This is a genomic window from Brachybacterium nesterenkovii (genome assembly GCF_900163655.1).
In the GTDB taxonomy this organism is placed as follows: domain Bacteria; phylum Actinomycetota; class Actinomycetes; order Actinomycetales; family Dermabacteraceae; genus Brachybacterium; species Brachybacterium nesterenkovii.
In genome coordinates, this window is sequence record NZ_FWFG01000064.1 from 45,363 (window position 1) to 66,469 (window position 21,107).

20 protein-coding genes and 1 pseudogene are annotated in these 21,107 nt (G+C 74.2%); 13 read left to right on the top strand and 8 right to left on the bottom strand.

Annotated features, from left to right (window positions below; genetic code table 11):
- Positions 1 to 18 precede the first annotated feature (18 nt).
- The gene (locus tag FM110_RS07230) at positions 19 to 585 is read right to left on the bottom strand and encodes a GNAT family N-acetyltransferase (protein WP_234992019.1); all 567 of its coding nucleotides are present in this window, start codon (positions 583 to 585) and stop codon (positions 19 to 21) included.
- A gap of 179 nt (positions 586 to 764) precedes the next feature.
- Here FM110_RS07230 and gcvT point away from each other — a divergent pair, with 179 nt between their 5' ends.
- The 4 genes and pseudogenes from gcvT to FM110_RS07250 all read left to right on the top strand — a co-directional run bounded on the left by gcvT (position 765) and on the right by FM110_RS07250 (position 6,837).
- Positions 765 to 1,889 (top strand): glycine cleavage system aminomethyltransferase GcvT, encoded by a 1,125-nt coding sequence (gene gcvT, locus FM110_RS07235; protein ID WP_234992021.1) that lies wholly within the window; start codon positions 765 to 767, stop codon positions 1,887 to 1,889.
- 101 nt (positions 1,890 to 1,990) lie between these two features.
- Positions 1,991 to 2,368 carry a glycine cleavage system protein GcvH gene (gcvH, locus tag FM110_RS07240; RefSeq protein WP_087104039.1) on the top strand — a complete coding sequence of 126 codons (378 nt, stop codon included), beginning with the start codon at positions 1,991 to 1,993 and terminating at the stop codon, positions 2,366 to 2,368.
- A gap of 119 nt (positions 2,369 to 2,487) precedes the next feature.
- Positions 2,488 to 5,499 (top strand): aminomethyl-transferring glycine dehydrogenase, encoded by a 3,012-nt coding sequence (gcvP, locus tag FM110_RS07245; RefSeq protein ID WP_087104041.1) that lies wholly within the window; start codon positions 2,488 to 2,490, stop codon positions 5,497 to 5,499.
- A 126-nt stretch (positions 5,500 to 5,625) separates the two neighbouring features.
- A pseudogene (locus FM110_RS07250) lies at positions 5,626 to 6,837 on the top strand (cobalamin-independent methionine synthase II family protein).
- Between the two features lie 109 nt (positions 6,838 to 6,946).
- On the opposite strand, the gene FM110_RS07255 reads toward FM110_RS07250, so the two are convergent.
- Together FM110_RS07255 and FM110_RS07260 are read right to left on the bottom strand one after the other, a co-directional pair.
- On the bottom strand, positions 6,947 to 7,384 hold the full coding sequence (locus tag FM110_RS07255; protein WP_087104043.1) for a DUF3592 domain-containing protein: 438 nt from the start codon (positions 7,382 to 7,384) through the stop codon (positions 6,947 to 6,949).
- A gap of 85 nt (positions 7,385 to 7,469) precedes the next feature.
- Entirely contained in the window at positions 7,470 to 8,825 is a 1,356-nt protein-coding gene (locus FM110_RS07260; RefSeq protein WP_087104045.1) for a TIGR04053 family radical SAM/SPASM domain-containing protein, read from the bottom strand.
- Positions 8,826 to 8,996: 171 nt separating this feature from the next.
- On the opposite strand from FM110_RS07260, the gene FM110_RS14120 reads away from it, so the two are divergent.
- From FM110_RS14120 to FM110_RS07275, 4 genes are all read left to right on the top strand, one after another.
- Complete coding sequence (locus FM110_RS14120) at positions 8,997 to 9,170, top strand: hypothetical protein (RefSeq protein WP_159458005.1); 174 nt, start codon at positions 8,997 to 8,999, stop codon at positions 9,168 to 9,170.
- A 116-nt stretch (positions 9,171 to 9,286) separates the two neighbouring features.
- Complete coding sequence (locus FM110_RS07265) at positions 9,287 to 9,850, top strand: ATP-binding cassette domain-containing protein (RefSeq protein WP_087104047.1); 564 nt, start codon at positions 9,287 to 9,289, stop codon at positions 9,848 to 9,850.
- Complete coding sequence (locus tag FM110_RS07270; RefSeq protein ID WP_087104049.1) at positions 9,838 to 11,154, top strand: FtsX-like permease family protein; 1,317 nt, start codon at positions 9,838 to 9,840, stop codon at positions 11,152 to 11,154. Before FM110_RS07265 ends, FM110_RS07270 begins: the two co-directional genes overlap by 13 nt.
- A gap of 244 nt (positions 11,155 to 11,398) precedes the next feature.
- A complete protein-coding gene (locus FM110_RS07275) occupies positions 11,399 to 11,683 on the top strand; it encodes a DUF2249 domain-containing protein (RefSeq protein WP_087104051.1) in 285 nt (94 codons plus the stop codon).
- Positions 11,684 to 11,837: 154 nt separating this feature from the next.
- Here FM110_RS07275 and FM110_RS07280 read toward each other — a convergent pair whose 3' ends face one another.
- Positions 11,838 to 12,449 carry a GNAT family N-acetyltransferase gene (locus tag FM110_RS07280; RefSeq protein ID WP_087104053.1) on the bottom strand — a complete coding sequence of 204 codons (612 nt, stop codon included), beginning with the start codon at positions 12,447 to 12,449 and terminating at the stop codon, positions 11,838 to 11,840.
- A gap of 185 nt (positions 12,450 to 12,634) precedes the next feature.
- Here FM110_RS07280 and FM110_RS07285 point away from each other — a divergent pair, with 185 nt between their 5' ends.
- Together FM110_RS07285 and FM110_RS07290 are read left to right on the top strand one after the other, a co-directional pair.
- Positions 12,635 to 13,471 (top strand): gamma-glutamyl-gamma-aminobutyrate hydrolase family protein, encoded by an 837-nt coding sequence (locus tag FM110_RS07285; RefSeq protein WP_087104055.1) that lies wholly within the window; start codon positions 12,635 to 12,637, stop codon positions 13,469 to 13,471.
- A 70-nt stretch (positions 13,472 to 13,541) separates the two neighbouring features.
- Positions 13,542 to 13,781: a hypothetical protein gene (locus FM110_RS07290; RefSeq protein ID WP_087104057.1), complete on the top strand. Its 240-nt coding sequence runs from the start codon at positions 13,542 to 13,544 to the stop codon at positions 13,779 to 13,781.
- Between the two features lie 115 nt (positions 13,782 to 13,896).
- On the opposite strand, the gene deoD is transcribed toward FM110_RS07290, so the two are convergent.
- Entirely contained in the window at positions 13,897 to 14,649 is a 753-nt protein-coding gene (gene deoD / locus FM110_RS07295) for a purine-nucleoside phosphorylase (protein ID WP_087104059.1), read from the bottom strand.
- 81 nt (positions 14,650 to 14,730) lie between these two features.
- Here deoD and FM110_RS07300 point away from each other — a divergent pair, with 81 nt between their 5' ends.
- Positions 14,731 to 16,077, top strand: coding sequence for an MFS transporter (locus FM110_RS07300; protein ID WP_087104061.1), 1,347 nt, complete (start codon positions 14,731 to 14,733; stop codon positions 16,075 to 16,077).
- A 36-nt stretch (positions 16,078 to 16,113) separates the two neighbouring features.
- Here FM110_RS07300 and FM110_RS07305 read toward each other — a convergent pair whose 3' ends face one another.
- The 3 genes from FM110_RS07305 to FM110_RS07315 form a co-directional block, all read right to left on the bottom strand.
- Positions 16,114 to 16,731, bottom strand: a complete 618-nt coding sequence (locus FM110_RS07305; RefSeq protein ID WP_087104063.1) for an L-threonylcarbamoyladenylate synthase — start codon at positions 16,729 to 16,731, stop codon at positions 16,114 to 16,116.
- A gap of 34 nt (positions 16,732 to 16,765) precedes the next feature.
- A complete protein-coding gene (locus FM110_RS07310) occupies positions 16,766 to 18,373 on the bottom strand; it encodes an AMP-binding protein (RefSeq protein WP_087104065.1) in 1,608 nt (535 codons plus the stop codon).
- 124 nt (positions 18,374 to 18,497) lie between these two features.
- The gene (locus FM110_RS07315; RefSeq protein ID WP_087104067.1) at positions 18,498 to 18,869 is read right to left on the bottom strand and encodes a DUF952 domain-containing protein; all 372 of its coding nucleotides are present in this window, start codon (positions 18,867 to 18,869) and stop codon (positions 18,498 to 18,500) included.
- An 83-nt stretch (positions 18,870 to 18,952) separates the two neighbouring features.
- On the opposite strand from FM110_RS07315, the gene FM110_RS07320 reads away from it, so the two are divergent.
- Positions 18,953 to 19,465 carry a low molecular weight protein-tyrosine-phosphatase gene (locus tag FM110_RS07320; protein WP_087104069.1) on the top strand — a complete coding sequence of 171 codons (513 nt, stop codon included), beginning with the start codon at positions 18,953 to 18,955 and terminating at the stop codon, positions 19,463 to 19,465.
- Entirely contained in the window at positions 19,462 to 20,955 is a 1,494-nt protein-coding gene (locus FM110_RS07325) for an amidase (RefSeq protein WP_087104071.1), read from the top strand. The genes FM110_RS07320 and FM110_RS07325 overlap by 4 nt, the downstream gene beginning before the upstream one ends.
- Positions 20,956 to 21,107 lie beyond the last annotated feature (152 nt).

A 21,107-nucleotide genomic window follows, 5' to 3' on the forward strand; every position in this document is an offset into this window, starting at 1 on the left:
CAGGACGGGCGGAGGGTCTCAGGACGGGCGGATCGGGCGCGGCGCCGACCAGGCCGCCTCGGGGCCCTCGGGCAGCGGATCGGCGATCGTGCGCTCCATGAGCAGCTGCTGGGTCCCGAACTCCTCGAGACCGCGGCGGGTGGTGAAGCCCAGGCGCTTCAGCAGCGCGATCGCGCGCTTGTTGCGCGCCTGCGACACCGCGATCACCGTGGTGTCCTCGAGGTTGTCCTGCGCCCACGCGAGGACGGCGCGGCAGGCCTCGCCCGCGAAGCCGTAGCCGACGTACTCGGGCAGGAGGGCGTAGGACAGCTGCACCTCGCCGCGGTCGTAGTCCAGGGAGATCGACCCGATCATGGTGTCGTCCGTCAGCTGTGCGATCACCCAGTTGCCCCAGGTCAGGCCCAGCGGAGAGAGCTCGAGCGCCTGCCGGGAGGCGTAGTCGACCGCCCCGCCGAGGTACTCCCGGGTCACGGGGTCGGTCAGCAGGCGGATGAGCGATGCGCGGTCGGCGTCGCGGCCCTCGCGGATCAGCAGCCGCGTCGACTCGATCCGCACGGGCCACTCGTCGGTTCCCTCTCGTGTCACCCCGCCAGGGTACCGCCGGGCGCCCATCCGTCCGAGGGCCGGCGACGCGGCCTGTGGATCCCCGGTGTTCTGTCCGCGGTTCCATATACAGTGATGGGCGCCGCTCAATGACGTGCGGCCCGCTGAGCGGCCAGGCCCAGCTCGCAGCCGTCACGGACAGGTCGACCGAAGGAGCCCCGTTGTCCCAGGAACTTCTCATCAGCCCGCTCGGCGCCGTGCACGAGGCCGCCGGTGCCGCGTTCACGGATTTCGCGGGCTGGAAGATGCCCGTGCGCTACACCTCCGACCTCGCCGAGCACGCGGCCGTGCGCGAGAGCGCCGGCCTGTTCGACCTCAGCCACATGGGCGAGATCGAGGTCGCAGGGCCTGCGGCGGGGGAGGCCCTCGATCGGGCGCTCGCCGGGAAGCTGTCCACGCTCGCCGTGGGGCGCGCGAAGTACTCCCTGCTGCTCGCCGAGGACGGCGGCGTCCTGGACGACCTCATCGTCTACCGCCTCGCCGATGAGCGCTTCCTCGTCGTCGCCAACGCCTCCAACGCCGAGGTCGTCGCCCGCGAGCTGCTCGCCCGCGCCGACGGCCCGGACTCCCGCGTCACCGACCGCTCCCGCGAGTACGCCCTCATCGCCGTCCAGGGGCCGCGCAGCGTCGACATCGTCACCCGCGCCGTGATGGGGGCCGACGGCACCGGCCTGAGCATCCAGGACATCACCGACATGGGCTACTACCGCGTGCTCGCCGGCGCCTACGAGGGCGCCGAGCTGCTCGTGGCCCGCACCGGCTACACCGGCGAGGACGGCTTCGAGCTCTACACCCCGGTCGAGCACGCGGAGAGCCTGTGGAACTCCCTCGTGGAGGCCGGCGGCGACGAGCTGGTCCCGTGCGGCCTCGCCTGCCGCGACACCCTGCGCCTCGAGGCCGGGATGCCGCTGTACGGCCACGAGCTCGGCGCGGACCTCTACCCGGCGCAGTCCGGCGTCGGTTGGGTGGTCGCGCTGTCGTCCAAGGGCGACTTCGTGGGCCGCTCGGGCGTCGAGAGCGCCGACATGACCGGTCGGCCCGTGCTCGTCGGGCTCGCGGGCGAGGGCCGTCGCGCCGCCCGCGCGGGCTCGACCGTCAAGGACGCCGAGGGGCGCGAGGTCGGCGTCATCACCTCGGGCGTCCTCTCGCCCACGCTCGGCCACCCGATCGCGATGGCGCTCGTGGACCCTGCCTGCGCCGAGACCGGCACCGCCCTCGTTGCCGACGTGCGCGGCAAGGACCTGCCGATGACCGTCGTCGACCTGCCCTTCTACCAGCGCTCCTGACCGGTGCGGGCGGGGCCCGCACCCTGTCCCGCATGCACTCGCAGCACCCGACCGAACGCCCGCGACCGCGGGCGGGAACTCCCCCGATGAGAGGAAGCCCCATGGCCGCCACCGAAGACCTCAAGTACTCCAAGGACCACGAGTGGGTCCGCGTCGACTCCGAGGGCGTCGCCACCATCGGCGTCACCGCCTTCGCCGCCGGGCAGCTCGGCGACGTTGTCTACGTCGACCTGCCCGAGGAGGGAACGGAGCTGATCGCCGGCTCCGAGATGGGCGAGATCGAGTCCACCAAGTCGGTCTCCGAGCTGTACTCGCCGATCGACGGCACCGTCCTCGAGGCGAACGCCGCCGTCGTCGACGCCCCCGAGACGGTCAACGCCTCGCCGTTCGACGAGGGCTGGCTGGTGCGCGTGCAGTTCACCGAGCTGCCGGCCGATCTCATGGACGCCGACGCCTACGCCGAGCTGACCGGGGCCTGATCCCCGCCGGCCGCGACGCCGCGGCCGCTCCCCGCCGGGGCCGCCTCCGCGCGGCCCCGGCCCCATGACCGGCCCGACGCCCGTCGTGCCGCCGTCCGACGAGAGGAACAGCCGTCCCCATGGGCGCCACCGACCACGATTCCTTCGCCCGCCGCCACATCGGCACCGACGATAGCGCGCAGGCGCGGATGCTCCAGGCCCTGGGCGTGAGCGATCTCGAGGAGCTCCTGGAGCGCGCCGTCCCCGGCACGATCCTGCTGGACCCCCGCACCGATGACGCCCTGGGCTCCGGGGCCACCGAGCAGGAGGTGCTCGACGAGCTCCGCGGCTTCGCCCGCGACATCACCGTGCGCACCTCCCTGCTGGGCGAGGGCTACTACGGGACCTTCACCCCGCCGGTGATCCAGCGCAACATCCTCGAGAACCCCGCCTGGTACACGGCCTACACGCCCTACCAGCCGGAGATCTCGCAGGGCCGCCTCGAGGCGCTGCTGACCTATCAGACGATGGTCGCCGAGCTCACCGGCATGGCGATCGCCAACTCGTCGATGCTCGACGAGGCGACGGCCGCGGCCGAGGCCATGCTCCTGGCCCGCCGTGCGACGCGCGCGAAGAACCCCCGCTTCGTCGTCGACGCCGACGTCTTCGACGCGACCCTCGCTGTGGTCCGCGGGCGCGCCGAGTCCGTGGGCATCGACCTCGTCGTCGCCGACCTCAAGGACCCGGCCGCCGCGGACGCGGCGCTGGCCGACGGCGCCTTCGGCGTGCTCGTGCAGGTGCCCGCGGCCTCGGGCCTGGTGTGGGACCCGCAGCCGGTGATCGAGAAGATCCACGCCGCCAAGGGCCTCGCGATCGTCGCCGCGGACCTGCTGTCCCTCACCCTGCTGGCGCCCCCCGGGGAGCTCGGCGCGGACGTCGTGGTCGGCACCTCCCAGCGCTTCGGCGTCCCGATGGGCTTCGGCGGCCCGCACGCCGGGTTCATGGCCGTCACCCAGGGCCTCGAGCGCCAGCTGCCCGGGCGCCTCGTGGGCGTCTCCCAGGACGCCGAGGGCCACCCGGCCTTCCGCCTCGCGCTGCAGACCCGCGAGCAGCACATCCGCCGCGAGAAGGCGACGTCGAACATCTGCACCGCCCAGGTGCTGCTGGCGGTCATGGCCGCGATGTACGCCGTCTACCACGGGCCCGAGGGCCTCACCCGGATCGCCCGGCAGGTCGCCGCGCGCACCGCGGACCTGGCCGCCGACCTCGAGCGCAACGGCTTCGAGCTCGTGCACCGCTCGTTCTTCGACACCCTCAGCGTGAAGGTCCCCGGCCGCGCCGCCGAGCTCGTCGACGCCTTCGCCGAGGCTGGCTACCTGTTGCGCCTCGTCGACGAGGACACGGTCCGCGCGAGCCTCGATGAGACGATCGACGCCGAGCGCCTGGATGCGATCGCGGCCCTGTTCGAGGCCTTCGCCCCGGCGGAGGCCTCCGGCGCGGACGCCGGGGACGGCCAGGACGAGGACGCCGCGTACGCCGCGGGGGAGACCGATGCGCTCGCCGAGATCGGCGAGGGCTGGCCGGCCGAGCTGCACCGCACGAGCTCCTTCCTCACCGAGCCCGTGTTCTCCTCCTTCCACTCCGAGACGGCGATGATGCGCTTCCTGCGCCGCCTGGCCGACAAGGACTACGCGCTGGACCGCGGCATGATCCCGCTGGGCTCGTGCACGATGAAGCTCAACGCCGCCGCGGAGATGGCCGCGATCACCTGGCCCGAGTTCTCGGCCCCGCACCCGTTCTCGCCCGCCGCGGACGTCACCGGCTACCTCGAGATGATCGACCAGCTCGAGCAGTGGCTGGCCGCCGTCACCGGCTACGACACCGTCTCCCTGCAGCCCAACGCGGGCAGCCAGGGCGAGTTCGCGGGTCTGCTGGCCATCCGCGCCTACCACGTCTCCCGCGGCGAGTCCTCGCGCGACGTGTGCCTGGTGCCCTCGAGCGCCCACGGCACCAACGCCGCCTCCGCCGTCCTCGCGGGCCTGCGCGTCGTGGTGGTCGCCTCCGATGCCCACGGCAACGTGGACGTCGAGGACCTCAAGCAGAAGATCAAGGACCACGGCGACGAGCTCGCGGCCATCATGATCACCTACCCGTCCACGCACGGCGTGTACGAGCAGGAGGTCCGCACCATCTGCCAGCTCGTGCACGATGCGGGCGGCCAGGTGTACGTCGACGGCGCCAACCTCAACGCCATGGTCGAGGTCGCCCGCCCGGGCGAGTTCGGCGGCGACGTGTCGCACCTGAACCTGCACAAGACCTTCTGCATCCCCCACGGCGGCGGCGGCCCGGGCGTCGGCCCGGTCGCGGCCAAGGCGCACCTGGCACCGTTCCTGCCCGGCCACCCGGCGATGCAGGAGCCGCAGCACTTCGTCGCGGGCTCCGCGCCCGTCGCCCACGGCGGCGCCCCCGTCTCGCAGGCGCCCTATGGCTCCCCGTCGATCCTCCCGATCCCGTGGGCGTACATCCGCCTCATGGGCGCCGAGGGCCTGCGCCGGGCGACCGCCTCGGCGGTGCTCGCCGCCAACTACGTGGCCCATCGCCTGCGCGACGCCTTCCCGATCCTGTACACGGGGGAGAACGGCCTGGTCGCGCACGAGTGCATCCTCGATCTGCGGCCGTTCACGGCCCGCACCGGGATCACCGTGGACGACGTCGCCAAGCGCCTCATCGACTACGGCTTCCACGCCCCGACGATGAGCTTCCCGGTCGCGGGGACGCTCATGGTCGAGCCGACGGAGTCGGAGGACCTGCCCGAGATCGACCGCTTCTGCGAGGCGATGCTCGCGATCGCGGCGGAGGCCGAGAAGGTCGCGGCAGGGGAGTGGCCCAAGGACGACAACCCGCTGGTCAACGCCCCGCACACGGCGGCGTCGATCTCCGTCGAGGAGTGGACGCACCCGTACTCGCGCGAGGTCGCGGTGTACCCGGGCGTCGCGGCGTCCCGGGGCATCGACGACGGCACGTACCACTCGAGCGAGCAGATGCGGATCCAGAGCAAGTACTGGCCGCCGGTGCGCCGCGTCGACCAGGCGTACGGCGACCGCCACCTGGTGTGCTCGTGCCCGCCGCTGGACGCCTACGACGCGTCCTGACCGCTGCGCGGCCGGGCACGGTCGCATCCCCGACCCCGTGCCTGCGCCCGCGCCCGTGTGACGTCGTGTGACGGCGCCCGGCCCGCTGCCTTGGACCGGGCGCCGTCGTGTCCGTAGGTTGTCCCCATGACCGAGATCCTCACCACCCATGCGGGCTCGCTCCCGCGCACGCCCGAGCTCATCGAGGCCAACGCCTCCCGTCCCGTCGCCGAGGACGGCATCACGCCCGTCCGCGATGAGGGCTTCGACGCCGTGCTGGCCGCCGCGGTCGACTCCGTCGTCGCCTAGCAGCGCCGGATCGGCATCTCGCTGCCCAACGACGGCGAATACGGGCACGCGATGGGCTCGACCCTGAACTACGGCTCCTGGTGGTCGTACATCTTCGACCGCGTCGACGGCCTCGAGCTGACCGGCGAGGACCACCTAACCTCCGAGCCCGTCCGCTCCGCCCCCGGCGACATCCGCCTGACCAGCATGCCCGACCGCCGCGACTGGGTGCGCTTCGCCGCCGCCTACCAGGACCCGGACTCCGGCATCACGATCGGCAAGCAGACCACGTTCCCGGCCGCGACCGGTGCCGTCTCCTACTCCGACCTCGGGCGCGAGCAGACCGCCCGCGACATCGCCAACCTGCGCACAGCGCTGGATGCCCACGGCTACAGCGGCGGTTTCCTGAACTCCCTGTCCCCGGGCTCCGGCTCGCGGATCGTCGACGACCACTACGGGGACGTCGACGCCTTCCTGGACGCCTGGGTGGACGTGATGCGCCCCGAGTACGAGGCGATCGCCGCCGCCGGGTTCGTGGTGCAGATCGACGACCCCTCGATCGCCGAGAACTGGGACCAGATCAATCCCGAGCCCAGCGTCGAGGACTACGTCGCGTTCACCGCCAAGCGGGTCGACGCCATCAACCGGGCCGTCGCGAACGTGCCCACCGAGCTCACGCGCTTCCACCTGTGCTGGGGATCCTGGCACGGGCCCCACACCACCGACATCGAGCTACGGCACATCGTCGGCCTGCTGCTGGACATCGACGCGCAGTACTACAGCTTCGAGGCCGCCAACGTGCGCCACGAGCACGAGTGGACCGTCTGGGAGGAGACGGTGCTGCCGGAGGACAAGGTGCTCGTGCCCGGCGTCGTCTCCCACGCCACGAACGTCGTCGAGCATCCCGAGCTGGTGGCCCAGCGCCTCGAGCGCTTCGCCCGCATCGTCGGCCCCGACCGGGTGATCGGCTCGACCGACTGCGGCCTGGGCGGGCGCATCCACCCGGACATCGCGTGGGCCAAGCTCGAGTCCCTCGTCGAGGGCGCGAGGATCGCGTCGGCCCGCCTCTGACGGTATTCGGCACGACGGCACGGGCCCGGGACGCGAGCAGCGTCCCGGGCCCGTGGTGCGTCCGGGGGCCTGCTGCGGCGAAGTGGCGGGCGGAGAAGCGGGTGCCGGCTCAGCCGTTCTCGGCGCGGGGCCGGAGGAAGCCGTGGGTCTGCACGCGCAGGCGGAGCACGAAAGCCGACGCGAGGGCGCCGAGCAGGAGGAGGCCCGGCACCGTCGCGACCTCGCGCACGCCCAGCAGCGAGGCGTCATCGGGATCGTCCACGGCATACAGAACCGTGCGATCATCGCCGGTGTTCGGATGCCACGGCGAGGTCTCGGACGCGGTGAGCAGGTGCGTCTCGCCGTCGACCTCGAACTGGACCACGGCGCGGTAGCGGGTGTCGCCGTCGGAATCGGTCTCCGACTCGGCCCCGACGATCTCGCCCGCAGCGCGCGCATGCGCTCCACCGAGGAGACCGAGGCGGTCGCCCAGGGCGATGACGGCCCCGACCGCGAACGCGAGGGCCGCGAGCGCGCACAGCAGAGTGAGGAGGCGGCTCGGGCTCATGGCTCCAGGATGCCCCATGGCCCGTGCCCGCGCAGTGCAGCGAGCCGACACCGAGACAGAGCGCCCGCCGAGCACCGTGCGCGTCTCAGTGGTCGGCGGTCGCCCGGAGGTTCTCCGCCGCGGGCTCGGCGGCCTCGACGGGCGTGATGCCCAGCGCGATCGGCGCCGTGCGCGCCCCCGTGATCGGGTCCTCGTCCGCGTGCTCGGCCGTCCACCGCGCGGGCACGTAGGCGCACGTCGGATCCGAGGCGAGCATGTCCCCGGTGACCGCGTAGGCGTGGGAGCGCGAGCCGCCGCACACCTGGTTGAACTCGCACACCCCGCACTTGCCGCGGAAGGCGTCCGGGCGGCGCAGCGACAGCATCGTCTTGTGCTCGCGGTAGATACCGCGGAACGACTCCGTCTTCACGTTCCCGCACACGTAGGGCAGGAACCCGGACGGGTAGACGTCGCCCAGATGGTCGATGAACACGAATCCGCGGCCCGCGTTCGTCGCCAGCGGCGGGCGCGGACGACGGTTCACGAGCTCCTCGGCCGAGACCAGCTCGAGGGTGCGCGCCATGAGGCGGTCGTACAGCTCGCCGTGCGGCGGAGCGTCCCCGGTGGCGCGCTTCATCGCCACGCGCCGGTACGCCTGCGCCTCGGTGGTCTTGATCGCGATGAAGCCCGAGCAGTCCTGGGCCCACTGCAGGACGTCCTCGACCTGGTCCGCATCCAGGGCCTGCAGCGCCTGCCCGCGGCCCGTGGGGACCAGGAAGAAGATCGACCACAGGTGCGCGCCCATGCCCGTCACCTGCACCATCAGGTCCGGCAGCTCGTCGACCGTGCGGGTGGTGACGGTGGAGTTGATCTGCAGACGGAACCCGGCGTCGCGCACCTGCTGTGCCGCGACCAGCGTCGCGTCGTACGTGCCGCCGAAGCCCCGGAAGGCGTCGTGGGTCTCGGCGCGCGAGCCGTCCAGCGACAGCGAGATCGCCTTGCCGCCGGCCGCGTTCAGCGCGGCCAGGCGGTCCGGCGTCACGTTCGCGGTCACCGAGGGCGAGAGCGCCATCGACAGGCCGATCGCGCTGCCGTGGGCCACGAGGTCCTCGAGGTCCCGCCGCTCGAAGGGGTCGCCGCCGGTGAGCACGACGATCGGGGTGGGCCTGCCGAAGGCCGCGATGTCGTCCAGCAGCGTCTTGCCCTGCTCGAGCGTGAGCTGATCGGGGTGGAAGCGCGTCTGGGCGTCGGCGCGGCAGTGCTTGCACACGAGCTGGCAGGCGCGCGTGACCTCCCAGATCACGATGAACGGGCGATCGTCGGGGTCGTGCCGCAACTCGCGGACGGCCGCGCGCGGGCCCCGTGTCGTCGCCTCCGTCGGGCGGGATGCGGGGCTGCTCGCCGGACGGCCGGCGGGTGCTGGGGCGGCGTCCTCGCCGTGGGGCTGCGGGATCGTGCTCATGGGGGAGGACTCCAGGGGCCGGGGGTTCGCGCGGCAGGGGAGAGGGAACCCGCCCCGCGGATGCATCAGCCGCCCGCCCGCGCAGAGCGGAGGGCCGCGGGGCCGACGACCATCGTACGCCGCGGCCACCGGCCCGGCCGCGACCGGAGGGCCCTCCGATAGCCTGCCGATGTGCCTGCTCCCGACGATCCCGCCGTCCCCGAGGCCCTCCCTGCGCTCGATGCCTCGCCGGTCCCCGCGACGGCCGTCGGCCGCTGGATCGGGCGGCGGCGCCGCCTCCTGGAGGCGGTCGCCATCGGCGCGCTGGGCACGGTCGTGCTCGACCGGAGGGATGTGCGCACCTGACGGACACTGCGGGACCGGGGGGCCGCGGCCGAGCACGGGGCGGGGTCGGGTTTCCCCCGCCCCGGCGGGTGGACGGCCCCGTTCCGCGGCGGCCCGTCGCGGCGTGGGATGGAGGCATGTCCATCCCCGTCGCACCTCCCGTCCCGACCGATCAGCAGCCCGCCGCCGTGCGCCTGACCGGCGTCACCCGCACCTTCGCCCCGCCGTCCGGAGGCCGCCCCGTCCGGGCGCTCGCCGGCGGCAACCTCGGCGCGCGCGGCGGGCACCGCCCCTCCCAGCTCTCCGGCGGAGAGCAGCAGCGCGTCGCGATCGCTCGCGTCCTGCTGTCGTCCCCGCGGATCCTCTTCGCCGATGAGCCCACCGGCGCCCTCGACGTCCGCACGGGCGGCCTGGTGCTCGACTGGCTCGCCGACGTCGCCGCCGCCGGGTCGGCCGTCGTGACGGTCACCCACGACCCGCGGGCCGCGGCCCGCGCCGACCGGGTGCTCGTCATGGCCGAGGGCCGGATCGTCCGCGAGATGCACGGCGGCGCCGGGGAGATCGCGGCCGCGGTGCTGGCCGCGCAGGCCGCGCAGGACAGCGCGGCCGGACAGATCGGCACCGGGAGCAGCGGACGCGCGGGCGCTGCGACCGCTGCGGCGACCGGGCAGCCGACGGGAGGCGCGGCATGCGACGCCTGATCATCGCCGATCTGCGCGCTCACCTCGTCCTGTGGGTCCCCGCTCTCATCGCGATGACGGTGGCCGCGGCCATCGGGGCGGGCATCGTGATTGCCATGTGGACCGGGATCGTCGTCGCCCCCGACGACTGGATCCTCGAGGGATTGGAGGCGATCGGCACCACGGTCGGCGTCATCACCGTCGCCTCCGCGGCCGGGATCATCGGCTCCACCTGCGCGCTGTGCCTGTCCTCCCAGGCGCGCGAGCATGCGCTACGGCTCCTGACGGGCATGCGCCCGCACCAGCTGCGGCGCGTCCTGCGCGGGCAGATCCTCGCACTCGCCCTGCTCGCCGGGATCCTCGCCGTGCCGCTGTCCTACCTGGCGGCATGGGCGGTCCTGTGGCAGTGGGCCCAGCTCGGACTGGTGCCTGTGGGGCAGGGGCCGATCCTCGCCGGGGGCCAGATCCCGCTCGTCCTCGGCCTCACGGTGCTGATGGCCGTCTGGGGCGCGGCCGGCCCCACCCGGCGTGCCACGACGGTCCCGGAGATGGCGGCGCTGCGGGAGTCCGCCGGGGGCCGTGCCCGCACCGGCTGGCTGAAGATCCTCGTCTCCGTCGTGGCGCTCGGGGGCGCGATCGCGATCCTCGTGACCGTGCTGTCCGGTGCGGTCTCCGGCCCGGAGGAGCGGGTGGGGGCGGTGATGAGCGCCTGCCTGCTGCTGATCCTCGCGCTGCTGCTCGTGCCCGGCTGGACGCTGCGACCGCTGCTGCATGCGTGGACCGCTCTCGTGCCGTCCCGCGCGGTCGTCTGGCGCCTGGCGCGCGCGAACTGCCGCTTCTCGAGCGCGCGCTCGCTGACGATGATCACCCCGTTCGCCGTCGCGACCTCCCTGGTCGCGGTCCTCGATGGGGGCATCAGCGCCGTCGCCGGGGCCGAGGGCTCCCTCGCGGAGCTCGCCGTGGTGCTCGGCCCGCCGCTCGCGGTGGCCTGGTGCGGCGGCGTCTGCGTGATCGCCATGGTCCGCCGCGACCGCGTGCGGGATGACGCCCTGCTCGCGGTGGCCGGAGGAGGGCCGGGGCTGCGCCGTGCGACGGCCGCCCTCGAAGGGCTGGTCTACGCGCTGACCGCGGTGCTGTTCGGGGCGATCTTCCTGATCGGCTCGGTGCTGCTCATGTCTTCTGCCGCCGGGATGCCGGTGAGCACGGCCATGGGGAACCTGCCGTGGTCGCACCTGGAGGTCCTCGCCCTCGCCACCGTGGCCACGTCGGTGGGCGCCGTGCTGTGGACGGGACGGGCTGAGCCCCGCCTGGTCGCCGCCGGGTGAGGCAGGGTCTGGCCGTGACGGGACGGGGCGGATGCCGGTAGCGCCCGGCCGGTGGGGTTGGACGGGCCTGGCCGTGGAGCTGGCCGGGTCGCCTCCGTCGAGTGATGGCGTTATAGCGGGGACTGCGAGGATATCGTCGCAGTCCCCGCTATACCGCCAGTGCTCGACATGCTTCCCGCACGAGCCCCGTGCTGATTGATCCGGCGCAACTGCGTGCAGAGGAATGCGGACTACCCTCGGGCGCATGACTGAACTCCCCATCTCCTCCGTCTCCGAGGGCGGCTGCCAGTGCGGCGACGCCCACGGCATGCCCGAGCTCGACGCCCGCGAGATCCCGCACGCGATCCGCCACGGCGCGATCCTCGGTGCGCTCTCCCAGCTGCGCGCCGGCGCCTCGATGGTCCTCGTGGCCCCGCACGACCCGAAGCCGCTGCTGGCCCAGATCGCCGATCAGTTCGGCGACGCGATGACCCACGAGTACGTGGAGAGCGGCCCCGAGGCCTGGCGGATCACGTTCACCCGCGCCTGATCAGCATCGCCTGACCGGCCCTGCCCGGCACGCATCGCCTGATCCACACCGCCTGAGTACTGTCCCCGCCGCGCCGCCGTCACCGGCGGCGCGCACCCGACGGCCCCTGCCTCGTCACCCGGACCGCGGTGACGAGGCAGGGGCCGTCGCCGTCTCAGATCGCGGCGGGCCGGAGCATGGTCGTCGCGGTCGCGCCGCCGCCGAGGTCCACGACCCCCAGCGGGCCGAAGCCGTGACGGGCGTACAGGCGCCTGCTCGCAGGCGTCGTCGACTCGAGGTAGGCGGGGAGGGCATCGGCGTCGACACGGGCCAGGCCGTGCTCGATCAGCGCGGAGCCCACGCCCATGCCCCGAGCGCCCTCCGCCACGGCGATGTCCTCGAGGTACCAGTGAGGCATCGTCGGGTGGTCCCGGGTGAGGCGGTGGTCGGCGCGGATCGCGGCGGGCATGCGGCGCAGACCCACCGCGCGGATCCCGCGCACGTGCTCGACGGCGCGGCGAGGCGTGCAGCGCGGCGGCCGCGGGGCCACCCAGGCGGCGACGCCGAGCAGGGGCCCGCCGCTCTCGTTGCGCGCGGTGTCCACGACTCCGTGGGCGAAGGCGCCCCCGCGCAGCTCAGCCAGCAGGGCCGCGGTCATCCGCCGCAGACGGTCCTCCGCGCCGGGGACCAGGCGGTGCATCACCGCGTCGTCGATCAGGGCGCGGGTGATCAGCCGGGCGCACTCGGGCAGCTCGGCCTCGGCGGCGGGGGAGATGACGATGCTCATCGGGTCCTTCTGCAGCGGATGGATGCTCGACCGTCGACTCTACGGGGACGACCGGGGCACCCGCCGCCGAGGCGGCCGAGCCGCCCCGTTCACACTCGGACACGCGCCTCGCGCGCGCAACGCTGGCCGCGCTGTCATGGACCGCGTCGGAACCCCGACGGCCCCTGCGCACGGAAGGACTTCTCATGGCAGAGCACCACGGCACCACCCGCCGCCCGCTCATCGGTGTCACCGCGGGGACCGCCGCCATGATGCAGGGCGCCTGGGCCGGGCATGAGGCCGTCACCGTCACCGATCACTACGTCCGCGCCCTGCGCGAGGCAGGGGCGCGAGCGGTGATCCTCGCCCCGCAGGATCCGTGGTCCGATGACGAGGTCGCCGAGCTCGACGGCATCGTCCTCACCGGCGGCACCGACCTCGACCCCGCCCTGTCCGGGGCCGCTCCCCGCGCCACGGACTTCCCCGCCCAGCGCGAGCGGGACGCCTTCGAGCTCGGCCTCTACCGCGCCGCCCGCCGGACGGGCGTCCCCGTCCTCGGCATCTGCCGCGGCCTCCAGCTGATCGTCATCGCCGAAGGCGGCGACCTCCACCGCCACCTCCCGGTGGATCTCCCGGAGCACCCGCACGCCTTCGCCGAGGTCACCGCGGTGGACGTCGAGATCGACGCCGCGAGCGACACCGGTCTGGCGCTCGGCACCGGGGCGCGCGTCGCCGCCTACCACCACCAGGGGGTCCGCACCTGCCCGCCGTCCCTGCGCGTCGTCGCCCGCCACGCGAGTGGTCTCGCGATGGCCGTCGAGGCCGCATCGGGCTCGCCCGTGATCGGCGTCCAGTGGCACCCGGAGCTCACCGAGACCCGCGCGGCGACGGCGGCGCAGGCGGGCGCGGGCGCCGATGCCGCGGCAGGGCAGCAGCGCGCCGGAGTGATCGCCGCCTTCGTCTCCGGTGCCCGCACGGAGCGCTCGCGCCGGGTCGGGCGCGGTGCGAGCGCCAGGGCCGCGACGGCCCCGCAGGGATCCTGACGCGGCGACAGCACGAGGCGACGTCCTGGTCTAGGATGGGCGCGACTCGAGGCACCACGGAGGAGACAGCATGAGCCACACCCCTGAGGGCGCGCACCGCGCCGCCAAGCCGGTCGAGGCCGCGGAGACCACCTCCGAGGGCGCGTCGCTCGGTCTGAGCATCGTCCTGTTCCTGGTGCTGTTCCTCGCCTTCATCGGCGGGCTGTACGTCATGAGCCTGATGACCCCGGTGCTGTTCCTCGTCGGCCTCGGCATCGTGCTGCTCTCGCTGTGCGGCGCCTTCACGCTGGTGCCCCGCTTCCTCACCTGAGACGGCCCCGGCAGCGGCCTTCCAGCGACGTCGGCCCGGCACAGGCCTCTCAGAGACGACGAGCCCCGATGCGGTGATCCGCATCGGGGCTCGTCGCGTCCGCGGTGAGAACCGGTCAGGCGGTGGGCGCTGACGCCGTCGCGCCGCTCCCGTGCTCCGCGTCCAGGCGCACGATCGCGTCCAGGGCCATGACGATCATGTCGTCGAAGGTCTCCTGGCGCTCGGCCGCCGTGGTCTCCTCGCCGGTGATGATGTGGTCGGAGACGGTGCACACGGCCAGCGCCCGGCGCCCGAACTGCGCCGCCAGCGTGTACAGCGCGGCCGACTCCATCTCGACGCCGAGGACGCCGTAGCCCGCGAGCGTCGAGGCGATCGTCGTGTTCGGGTTGTAGAACTGGTCGGAGGAGAACAGCCCGCCGACCACAGCCGGCAGGGTCTTGGCCTGCGCCGCCTCCCACGCGAACCGCAGCAGCTCGAAGTCGGCCGCAGGCGCGTAGGCGACGTCACCGAAGCGGGGCCGGTTCATCGCGGAGTCGGTCGACGCGGCGATCCCCAGGATCACGTCGCGCACCTTCACGCTCTCGGCGATGGCGCCGCACGTGCCCACGCGGATGATCGCCTCCACGTCGTACTCGGCGAACAGCTCGTGGGCGTAGATGCCGATCGACGGCTGGCCCATCCCCGAGCCCTGCGCGGAGATGCGCACGCCCCGGTAGGTGCCGGTGTAGCCGAGCATCCCGCGCACGTCGTTGTACTGCTGGGGATCCTCGAGGAACGTCTCGGCGATCCACCGGGCGCGGTACGGATCCCCGGGCATGAGGACATAGGGGGCGATCTGGCCGCTCTGGGCCGCGATGTGCGTCGACATGGGCCCCAGCGTACGGCCACGGCGATCGCGCCCGGGACTCCGGCCGGACAGCGGCGCTCCCGGGTGGGAGGATCATCCGTGATGACCTCGACGAACGCTCCCTCCCCGTCCTCGGCGTCCGCCGGCCCCACCGCGCAGGTCCGCCGCGCGCGCTGGGCGGTCTCGCTCGTCTTCCTCCTCAACGGCATGTCGTTCTGCGCGATCCTGCCCCGCTATCCCGAGCTCGTCGAGGCCATCGGCCTGAGCAACTCCGCCTTCGGCCTGGCCGTCGGCATCGGCCCGATCGGCGGACTGCTGGCCGGGCTCGGCGCCGCCGGACTCATGCGGCGCCTCGGCTCGGCCCGCGCGGCCGTCGCCTTCCAGGTGGTCGCGAGCACCGCCCACCTGCTCGTCTACACGGCGCAGTCATGGCTGTGGCTCACCGCGACGCTGCTGCTGGCGATGGCCGCCGACGCGATCACCGACATCTCGATGAACGCCCACGGCATGCGGGTCGAGCGCCGCTACCGCCGCTCCATCATGAACTCCTACCACGGGTGGTGGTCCCTGGGCGCGGCCGCCGGCGGACTGCTGGGCGCGGCCTGCGGTCAGCTCGGCGTCCCGCTGTGGATCCAGGGCCTGTTCGGCCTGGTCGTCTTCGGGGCGCTCGCGCTGGTGGCGGGGACGGCGATGCTCCCCGGGCATGACACGAGCGAGCGCGAGGAGCGTGCCGCCGAGCTCGCCGCGAGCGGCCCCGCTGCGGGCTCCGCCGCCGAAGTGCCCTCCGCCGAGCTCCCCGGTGCGGCGGTCTCCGGCCCGGCGGGTGACGACGCGTCGCAGGGGGCGCCCGTCCGCGGCCGCTGGTCCCTCGCGCCGCGGACGCTGGGCATGCTCGCGGCCCTGGGCATGGTCCTCGTCTTCGCGGGCTCGACCGAGGACGCGGGCGGCACGTGGAGCGCCCTGTTCATGCGCTCGACCTTCGAGGTCGGCCCCTTCGTCGCGGGCCTCGCCTTCGTGTCGCTGCAGGGCGCGCAGATGATCGGCCGCTTCACCGGCGACGCCGTCGTCGACCGCCTGGGGGACCGCATGACGGCCCGCATCGGCGCCGTCCTCTCCGCGCTCGGCATGGCGTTCGCGCTGCTGGTCCCGCACCCTGTCACGGCGATGATCGGCTTCGCGCTGGCCGGCTGGGGCATCGCGACGCTGTTCCCCGCGGCCTTCCGCGCCGCGGACGACATGGAGGGCGTGATGCCGGGCGTCGGGATCACCGTCGTCGGCTGGCTCGCCCGCCTGGGCTTCTTCCTCGCGCCCCCGATCGTCGGGGCGCTCGCCGACGCGATCACGCTGCGCTACGCGCTGTGGCTGATGCCGCTGTACGCCGCCGGGATCCTGCTGTTCTCCGGCGTCCTGGGGGGCCGTCGGACCGACCGGCACGGACCCGCCGCCTGACGCACGGCCCCGTCGTCCGACGGCCCGGCGCGCGGCTCAGAAGCGGCTCGCGTCTCCTGCGCCCTCCCGGGCGATCACGACGTCGCCACCGGTCAGGTCGACCACCGTCGTGGGCTCGGTGCCCACGTCGCCCGCGTCGATGACGGCGTCGACCTGGGTGCCCAGCAGGTCGTTCACGATCCAGCCCTCGGTGGGCGGGTCCTCGAGGTCCGGCAGCAGCAGCGTCGAGGACACCAGCGGCTCGCCCACCTCCTCCAGCAGGGCCCGCGTGACCCGATGGTCGGGGATCCGCACCCCCACCGTGTGCTTCTTGGGGTGGGCCATGCGGCGCGGGACCTCGCGCGTGGCCGGGAGGATGAACGTGTACGGGCCCGGCGTCGCGCTCTTGACCATCCGGAACACCGGATTGGACACGACGACGAACTGGGAGAGCTGCGAGAAGTCGGCGCACACGAGGGTGAAGTGGTGGTCCTTGCCCACCTGCCGCAGGCGCCGGATCCGCTCGAGCCCGTCGGGCGCGTCGAGCAGGCAGCCCAGCGCGTAGCACGAGTCCGTCGGGTACGCGATGAGGCCGCCGTCGCGCAGGATCGCCGTGGCCTGGGCGATGAGCCGGGGCTGCGGATCGACCGGGTGGATGTCGAGGTAGCGCGCCATGGAACGATGCTACTGCGGTGCTGCTGCGGTCGCGTCACGCGGCCCCGGGCGCCTCCGTCCCGCGGACGGGTCCGGGAGCGATGTCGATGCGGCGCGGCACCTTCACGGGGGCGACGCGGGAAGCGACGAAGCGCTCGAGCTCCTCGGCGGTGCAGGTGGAGCCGGCGCGCAGGGCGACGCGGGCGCGGACCTCCTGCCCGCCGTCGGGCAGGTCCTCGCCGGTGATGACGGCGTCGGAGACGTCCGGGTGGCCCAGCAGCGCCGCGGCCACCTCGCGCGGGGAGACGGTGCGGCCGTCGGGCGCGTTGATCCGCGAACGGGAGGAGGCGAGCAGCTCGAGCTCCCCGTCGGGGCGCGGCGCGACCTGCGCCCCGGTGCGGACCCAGCCGTCGCCGGAGAGGACGTGCGCGGTCTCGTCGGGCCGGTTCCAGTAGCCGTGGAACACCTGGGGTCCGGCGACGCGCAGCTCGCGGTCGACGACGTCGGTCTGCACACCGTCGAGCGGGCGGCACAGCGGCCGTCCGTGCGCCGTGTCGAAGACCCCGGCGAAGGAGATGCCGCACTCCGGGCGGGCGTCGACGACGACGGCCTCGCGCCCGGTGAGGCGGTCGAGGCGGCGGACGACCTCGGGGGAGCTGCCGTCCAGCAGGGTGAGGGTCCGCGGGACCCGGGAGAGGTCGGCGGCGCATGCCGGAGAGGACAGCGCGGCCCCCAGGAGGACCGGCGCGGGGCCGCACAGGACCTCGGGGCGCGTCCGGCGCACGGCGGGCAGCACGTCATCGGGCCGCGGGGCGAGCACCACGGTGCGGCCCTCGCACAGCGGCGCCAGCGCGGCCAGCAGCACCCCGGCGACCTCGTGCAGCGCGACGGTCGCGACGACGGGCCCGGGCGCCTCGGCGTCCTCCGCCCACAACCGGGTGAGCCGCCGCGCGCTCTCGAGGAGGTTCTCGTGCGTGAGCATCGCCCCGAGGACCTCGCCGTCCGGGCCCGTCGTGTACTGCAGCAGCGCGAGATCATGCGGCCCGGGACGCGGATGCGAGGCGTCCAGGGGGCACGAGGCCATGACGATCGACCAGGGGATCGTGCGGTCGAGCACGCGAGGCCGCGGGTGCTGGCGCGCGCGCAGCCGCAGCGAGACGGGCCGCGGCCGCAGGCGGACGGCGCTGCGCAGCTGCTCGCGCACGGCCGACTGCACCGCGGAGCGGACCATGTCGCGGGCGCTGCGGGGCGGGTCGACGGCGACCACGGCCTTCGGATGGACGTCGCGCGGCAGATCCCGGATGGCCCCCAGGGCGGAGCGGTCGGCGATCGTCAGCACGGGGGAGTGGTCCTCGAACACGCGACGCAGCTCGCGGGAGGTGGACTCGGGGTCGTGCGGGACGGCGATGGCGCCGATGCGCCAGATCGCGTGGACGGCGACCACGGCCTCCGGATGGAGGGCGCAGACGAGGGCGACGCGCTGGCCGGGGCGGACGCCGAGGTCGATAAGCCCCTGGGCGAGGCGGTCGACGTCCTCGAGCAGCCGCGTGCAGGTGCGGCGCCGGCCGCGGTGGTCCACGCAGGTCTCCTGCGCGCGGCGCTCGGCCGTCTGCGCGAGGAGCTCGGGGATGCTCCCGGGGCGGGAGCCGGCGTCAACAGGCATGGACGGGATCGTAGGCACGTCCCCTGGGACGAACCTCAGCGCCGACCGTGCGTCGTGCGTGGTGCGTCCTGCGTGGTGCGGTGCGCTGGCCGTGCGCCGTGCGCCGTGCGCGGGGCGGGGCGGCTCAGGCGACGACGACGAACTCGCGCCCGACCCACTTCGTCCGCCGGACGCGGACGACGGCGCTGATCGGCAGCGGACCGAGGATGTGCGGGTACGTCTCGTCGGCCTCGTCCCCGTCGGTGCCGGGCTCGAACTCGACGTGCACGCCGGCCCGCTCGACCGCGTCGACGTCGATCTCGAGGATCACCAGGTCCTCGGGCCGATCCGGGTAGACGCGGCGTGCGACGGAGGAGATCTGCTCGGGCCAGGACGCGTGCAGGTAGCCGACCTCGGCGAGGTCGCGGCCGCGCGTGGAGACCGTGTAGCGCCCGGCGCGCACGGCGTCCTCCCAGGCGGAGAGCTCGGTGATGTGCCAGATGAGGGGCGCGGGCATGAGGGGGAGTGTAGCGTGGGCGGACGGTCGCCCTGCGCCCTGCTCGACGGGCTCCGCTCCCCGGGGCGACGAGGGAGGAACCCATGGTCTGCCGAGTGCTGACGGTGTGCACGGGCAACATCTGCCGCTCGCCGATGGCCGAATTCATGCTGCGCGAGGCCTTCGGGCGCGCCGGGCTGGGCGAGAGCGTCGAGGTCGCCTCGGCCGGGACCACCTCGTGGGAGGCGGGCGAGCCGATCGACCCGCGCGCCGCCGCCGTCCTGTCGGCCCGGGGCATCGACTCCTCCGCCCACCGCGCACGCCACATGGCCCGGGAGGAGCTGGAGCGGGCGGACCTGATCCTGGCCCTCGACGACGACCACGTCGGCCCCCTGCGCCGCGTCGCCGGCGCCGCCTCGCAGCGCATCCGCATGATCCGCGCCTTCGACCCCGACGCGGGCGAGGACCTCGGCATCCGCGACCCCTGGTACGGGGACGACGCGGACTTCGACCGCGCCGCCGCGCTGCTGGACGCGGCGATCCCCGGGATCGTCGAGCACGTCCGGGGGCTCGTCGAGGACGGCCGCACGCTCGAGGACCGGGGGGTTCGGGCATGAGCGGGTCCGATCGGTCTGCCGACCGCGCCCCGGAGTCGCTCGGGGCGCTCGAGCTGGCGCGCGCCCTGCGCACCGGGATCGTCGACGTGCGCGAGCACACCGAGAGCGTGCTGGCGCTCGCCGCGGAGCGCGGCGCGCGGGTCGGCGCCTTCGCGCATCTGGCCCCGGAGCTGTCGCGCCGGCAGGCGGAGGAGGCCGCGGCCGCCCTCGAGCGCGGCGATCCGCGCCCCCTGCTGGGCGTCCCGATGCCGATCAAGGATCTGACGCGCGTCGCCGGTCTCCCCGTCGAGGCCGGGAGCGTCGTGATGCGCGGGACCGTCGCGGAGACGACCGACGGCGTGGCCGAGGACATCCTGGCCGCCGGGACGGTGACCATCGGCAAGACCTCGACGCCCGAGTTCGGCATGCCCTGCTACACCGAGCCCGCCACCGGCGCGCCCGCCCGCACCCCGTGGGACCTGCGGCGCACGGCCGGGGGATCCAGCGGCGGGGCGGCCGCCGCGGTCGCCTCCGGCGTCGTGTCTTTGGCCCACGGCTCCGACGGCGGCGGCTCGATCCGCATCCCCGCGGCCTGCTGCGGGATCATCGGGCTGAAGCCCACGCGGGGGCTCGTCTCCCCGGGCCCGCACGGCACCGAGGGGCCGGGCCTGGTCACCGACGGCGTGCTCGCGCGGACCGTGCGGGACGCCGCGGCGGGCCTCGACGCCATCGCGCGCACGCGCCCCGGGGACGCCTTCGGGCGCGAGCGCGCCGCGGAATCGTTCCGAGCGGCCGTCGAGGACGGTGCCCGCGTGCTCGGGGACGCGGCCGGCGGCGGGCGGACGCTGCGCATCGGCGTCCTCACCCAGCCCCTGAACATCGACACGGCGATCCATCCCGCCGCGCTGCGGGGAGTCGAGCGCGCCCGCGCGCTGCTCGCGGATGCGGGCCACGTGCTGCAGGACGTCGACGCCCCGTTCACCCCCGAGCAGTGGCGCGCGTTCACGCCGATCTGGTCCACGGGCGCCGCCGCGATCGAGCTGCCGCCCGCGGCCGAGGAGCATCTCGAGCCGCTCACGCGCTGGCTGCGGGAGACGGGACGCGCGGTCAGCGGCGTCGAGCTCGCCCGCGCGCTCGGCGGGATGCAGGCCGTCGCCCGCCGCGCCGGGGAGGCGTTCGCCTCCTTCGACCTGATCCTCACGCCGTCGCTGTCCGGTCCGCCCGCCTTCCCGGCGGACCTCCGCCTGGAGGACCCGGCCGCGGACTTCGATGCCCAGTGCGCGTTCACGCCGTGGACCAGCACCTGGAACATGACCGGCATGGCCGCGGTCAGCGTGCCGCTGCACCGCGAGGAGATCAATGGCGTGGAGCTGCCCTTCGGCATCCACCTCGGCGCTGTGCGCCCCGGGGCCGAGGGCTTGCTGCTGGCCGTCGCCGCCCTGCTCGAGGCCCGCGACCCGTGGCCGCTGATCCGCGTGCCGGACGGCGATCCGGCGGCGGCTGAGGCGTGATGGCCATCGCCGATGCCGGCCCGGTCTCGCCGCAGACCGGCCCGACGTCGCCGCAGCCGGGCCCGACGTCGCCACAGCCCGGCCCGTCCGCGCCGCAGGCGGGCCCGACGTCGCCACAGCCCGGCCCGTCCGCGCCGCAGCCGGGCGACCCG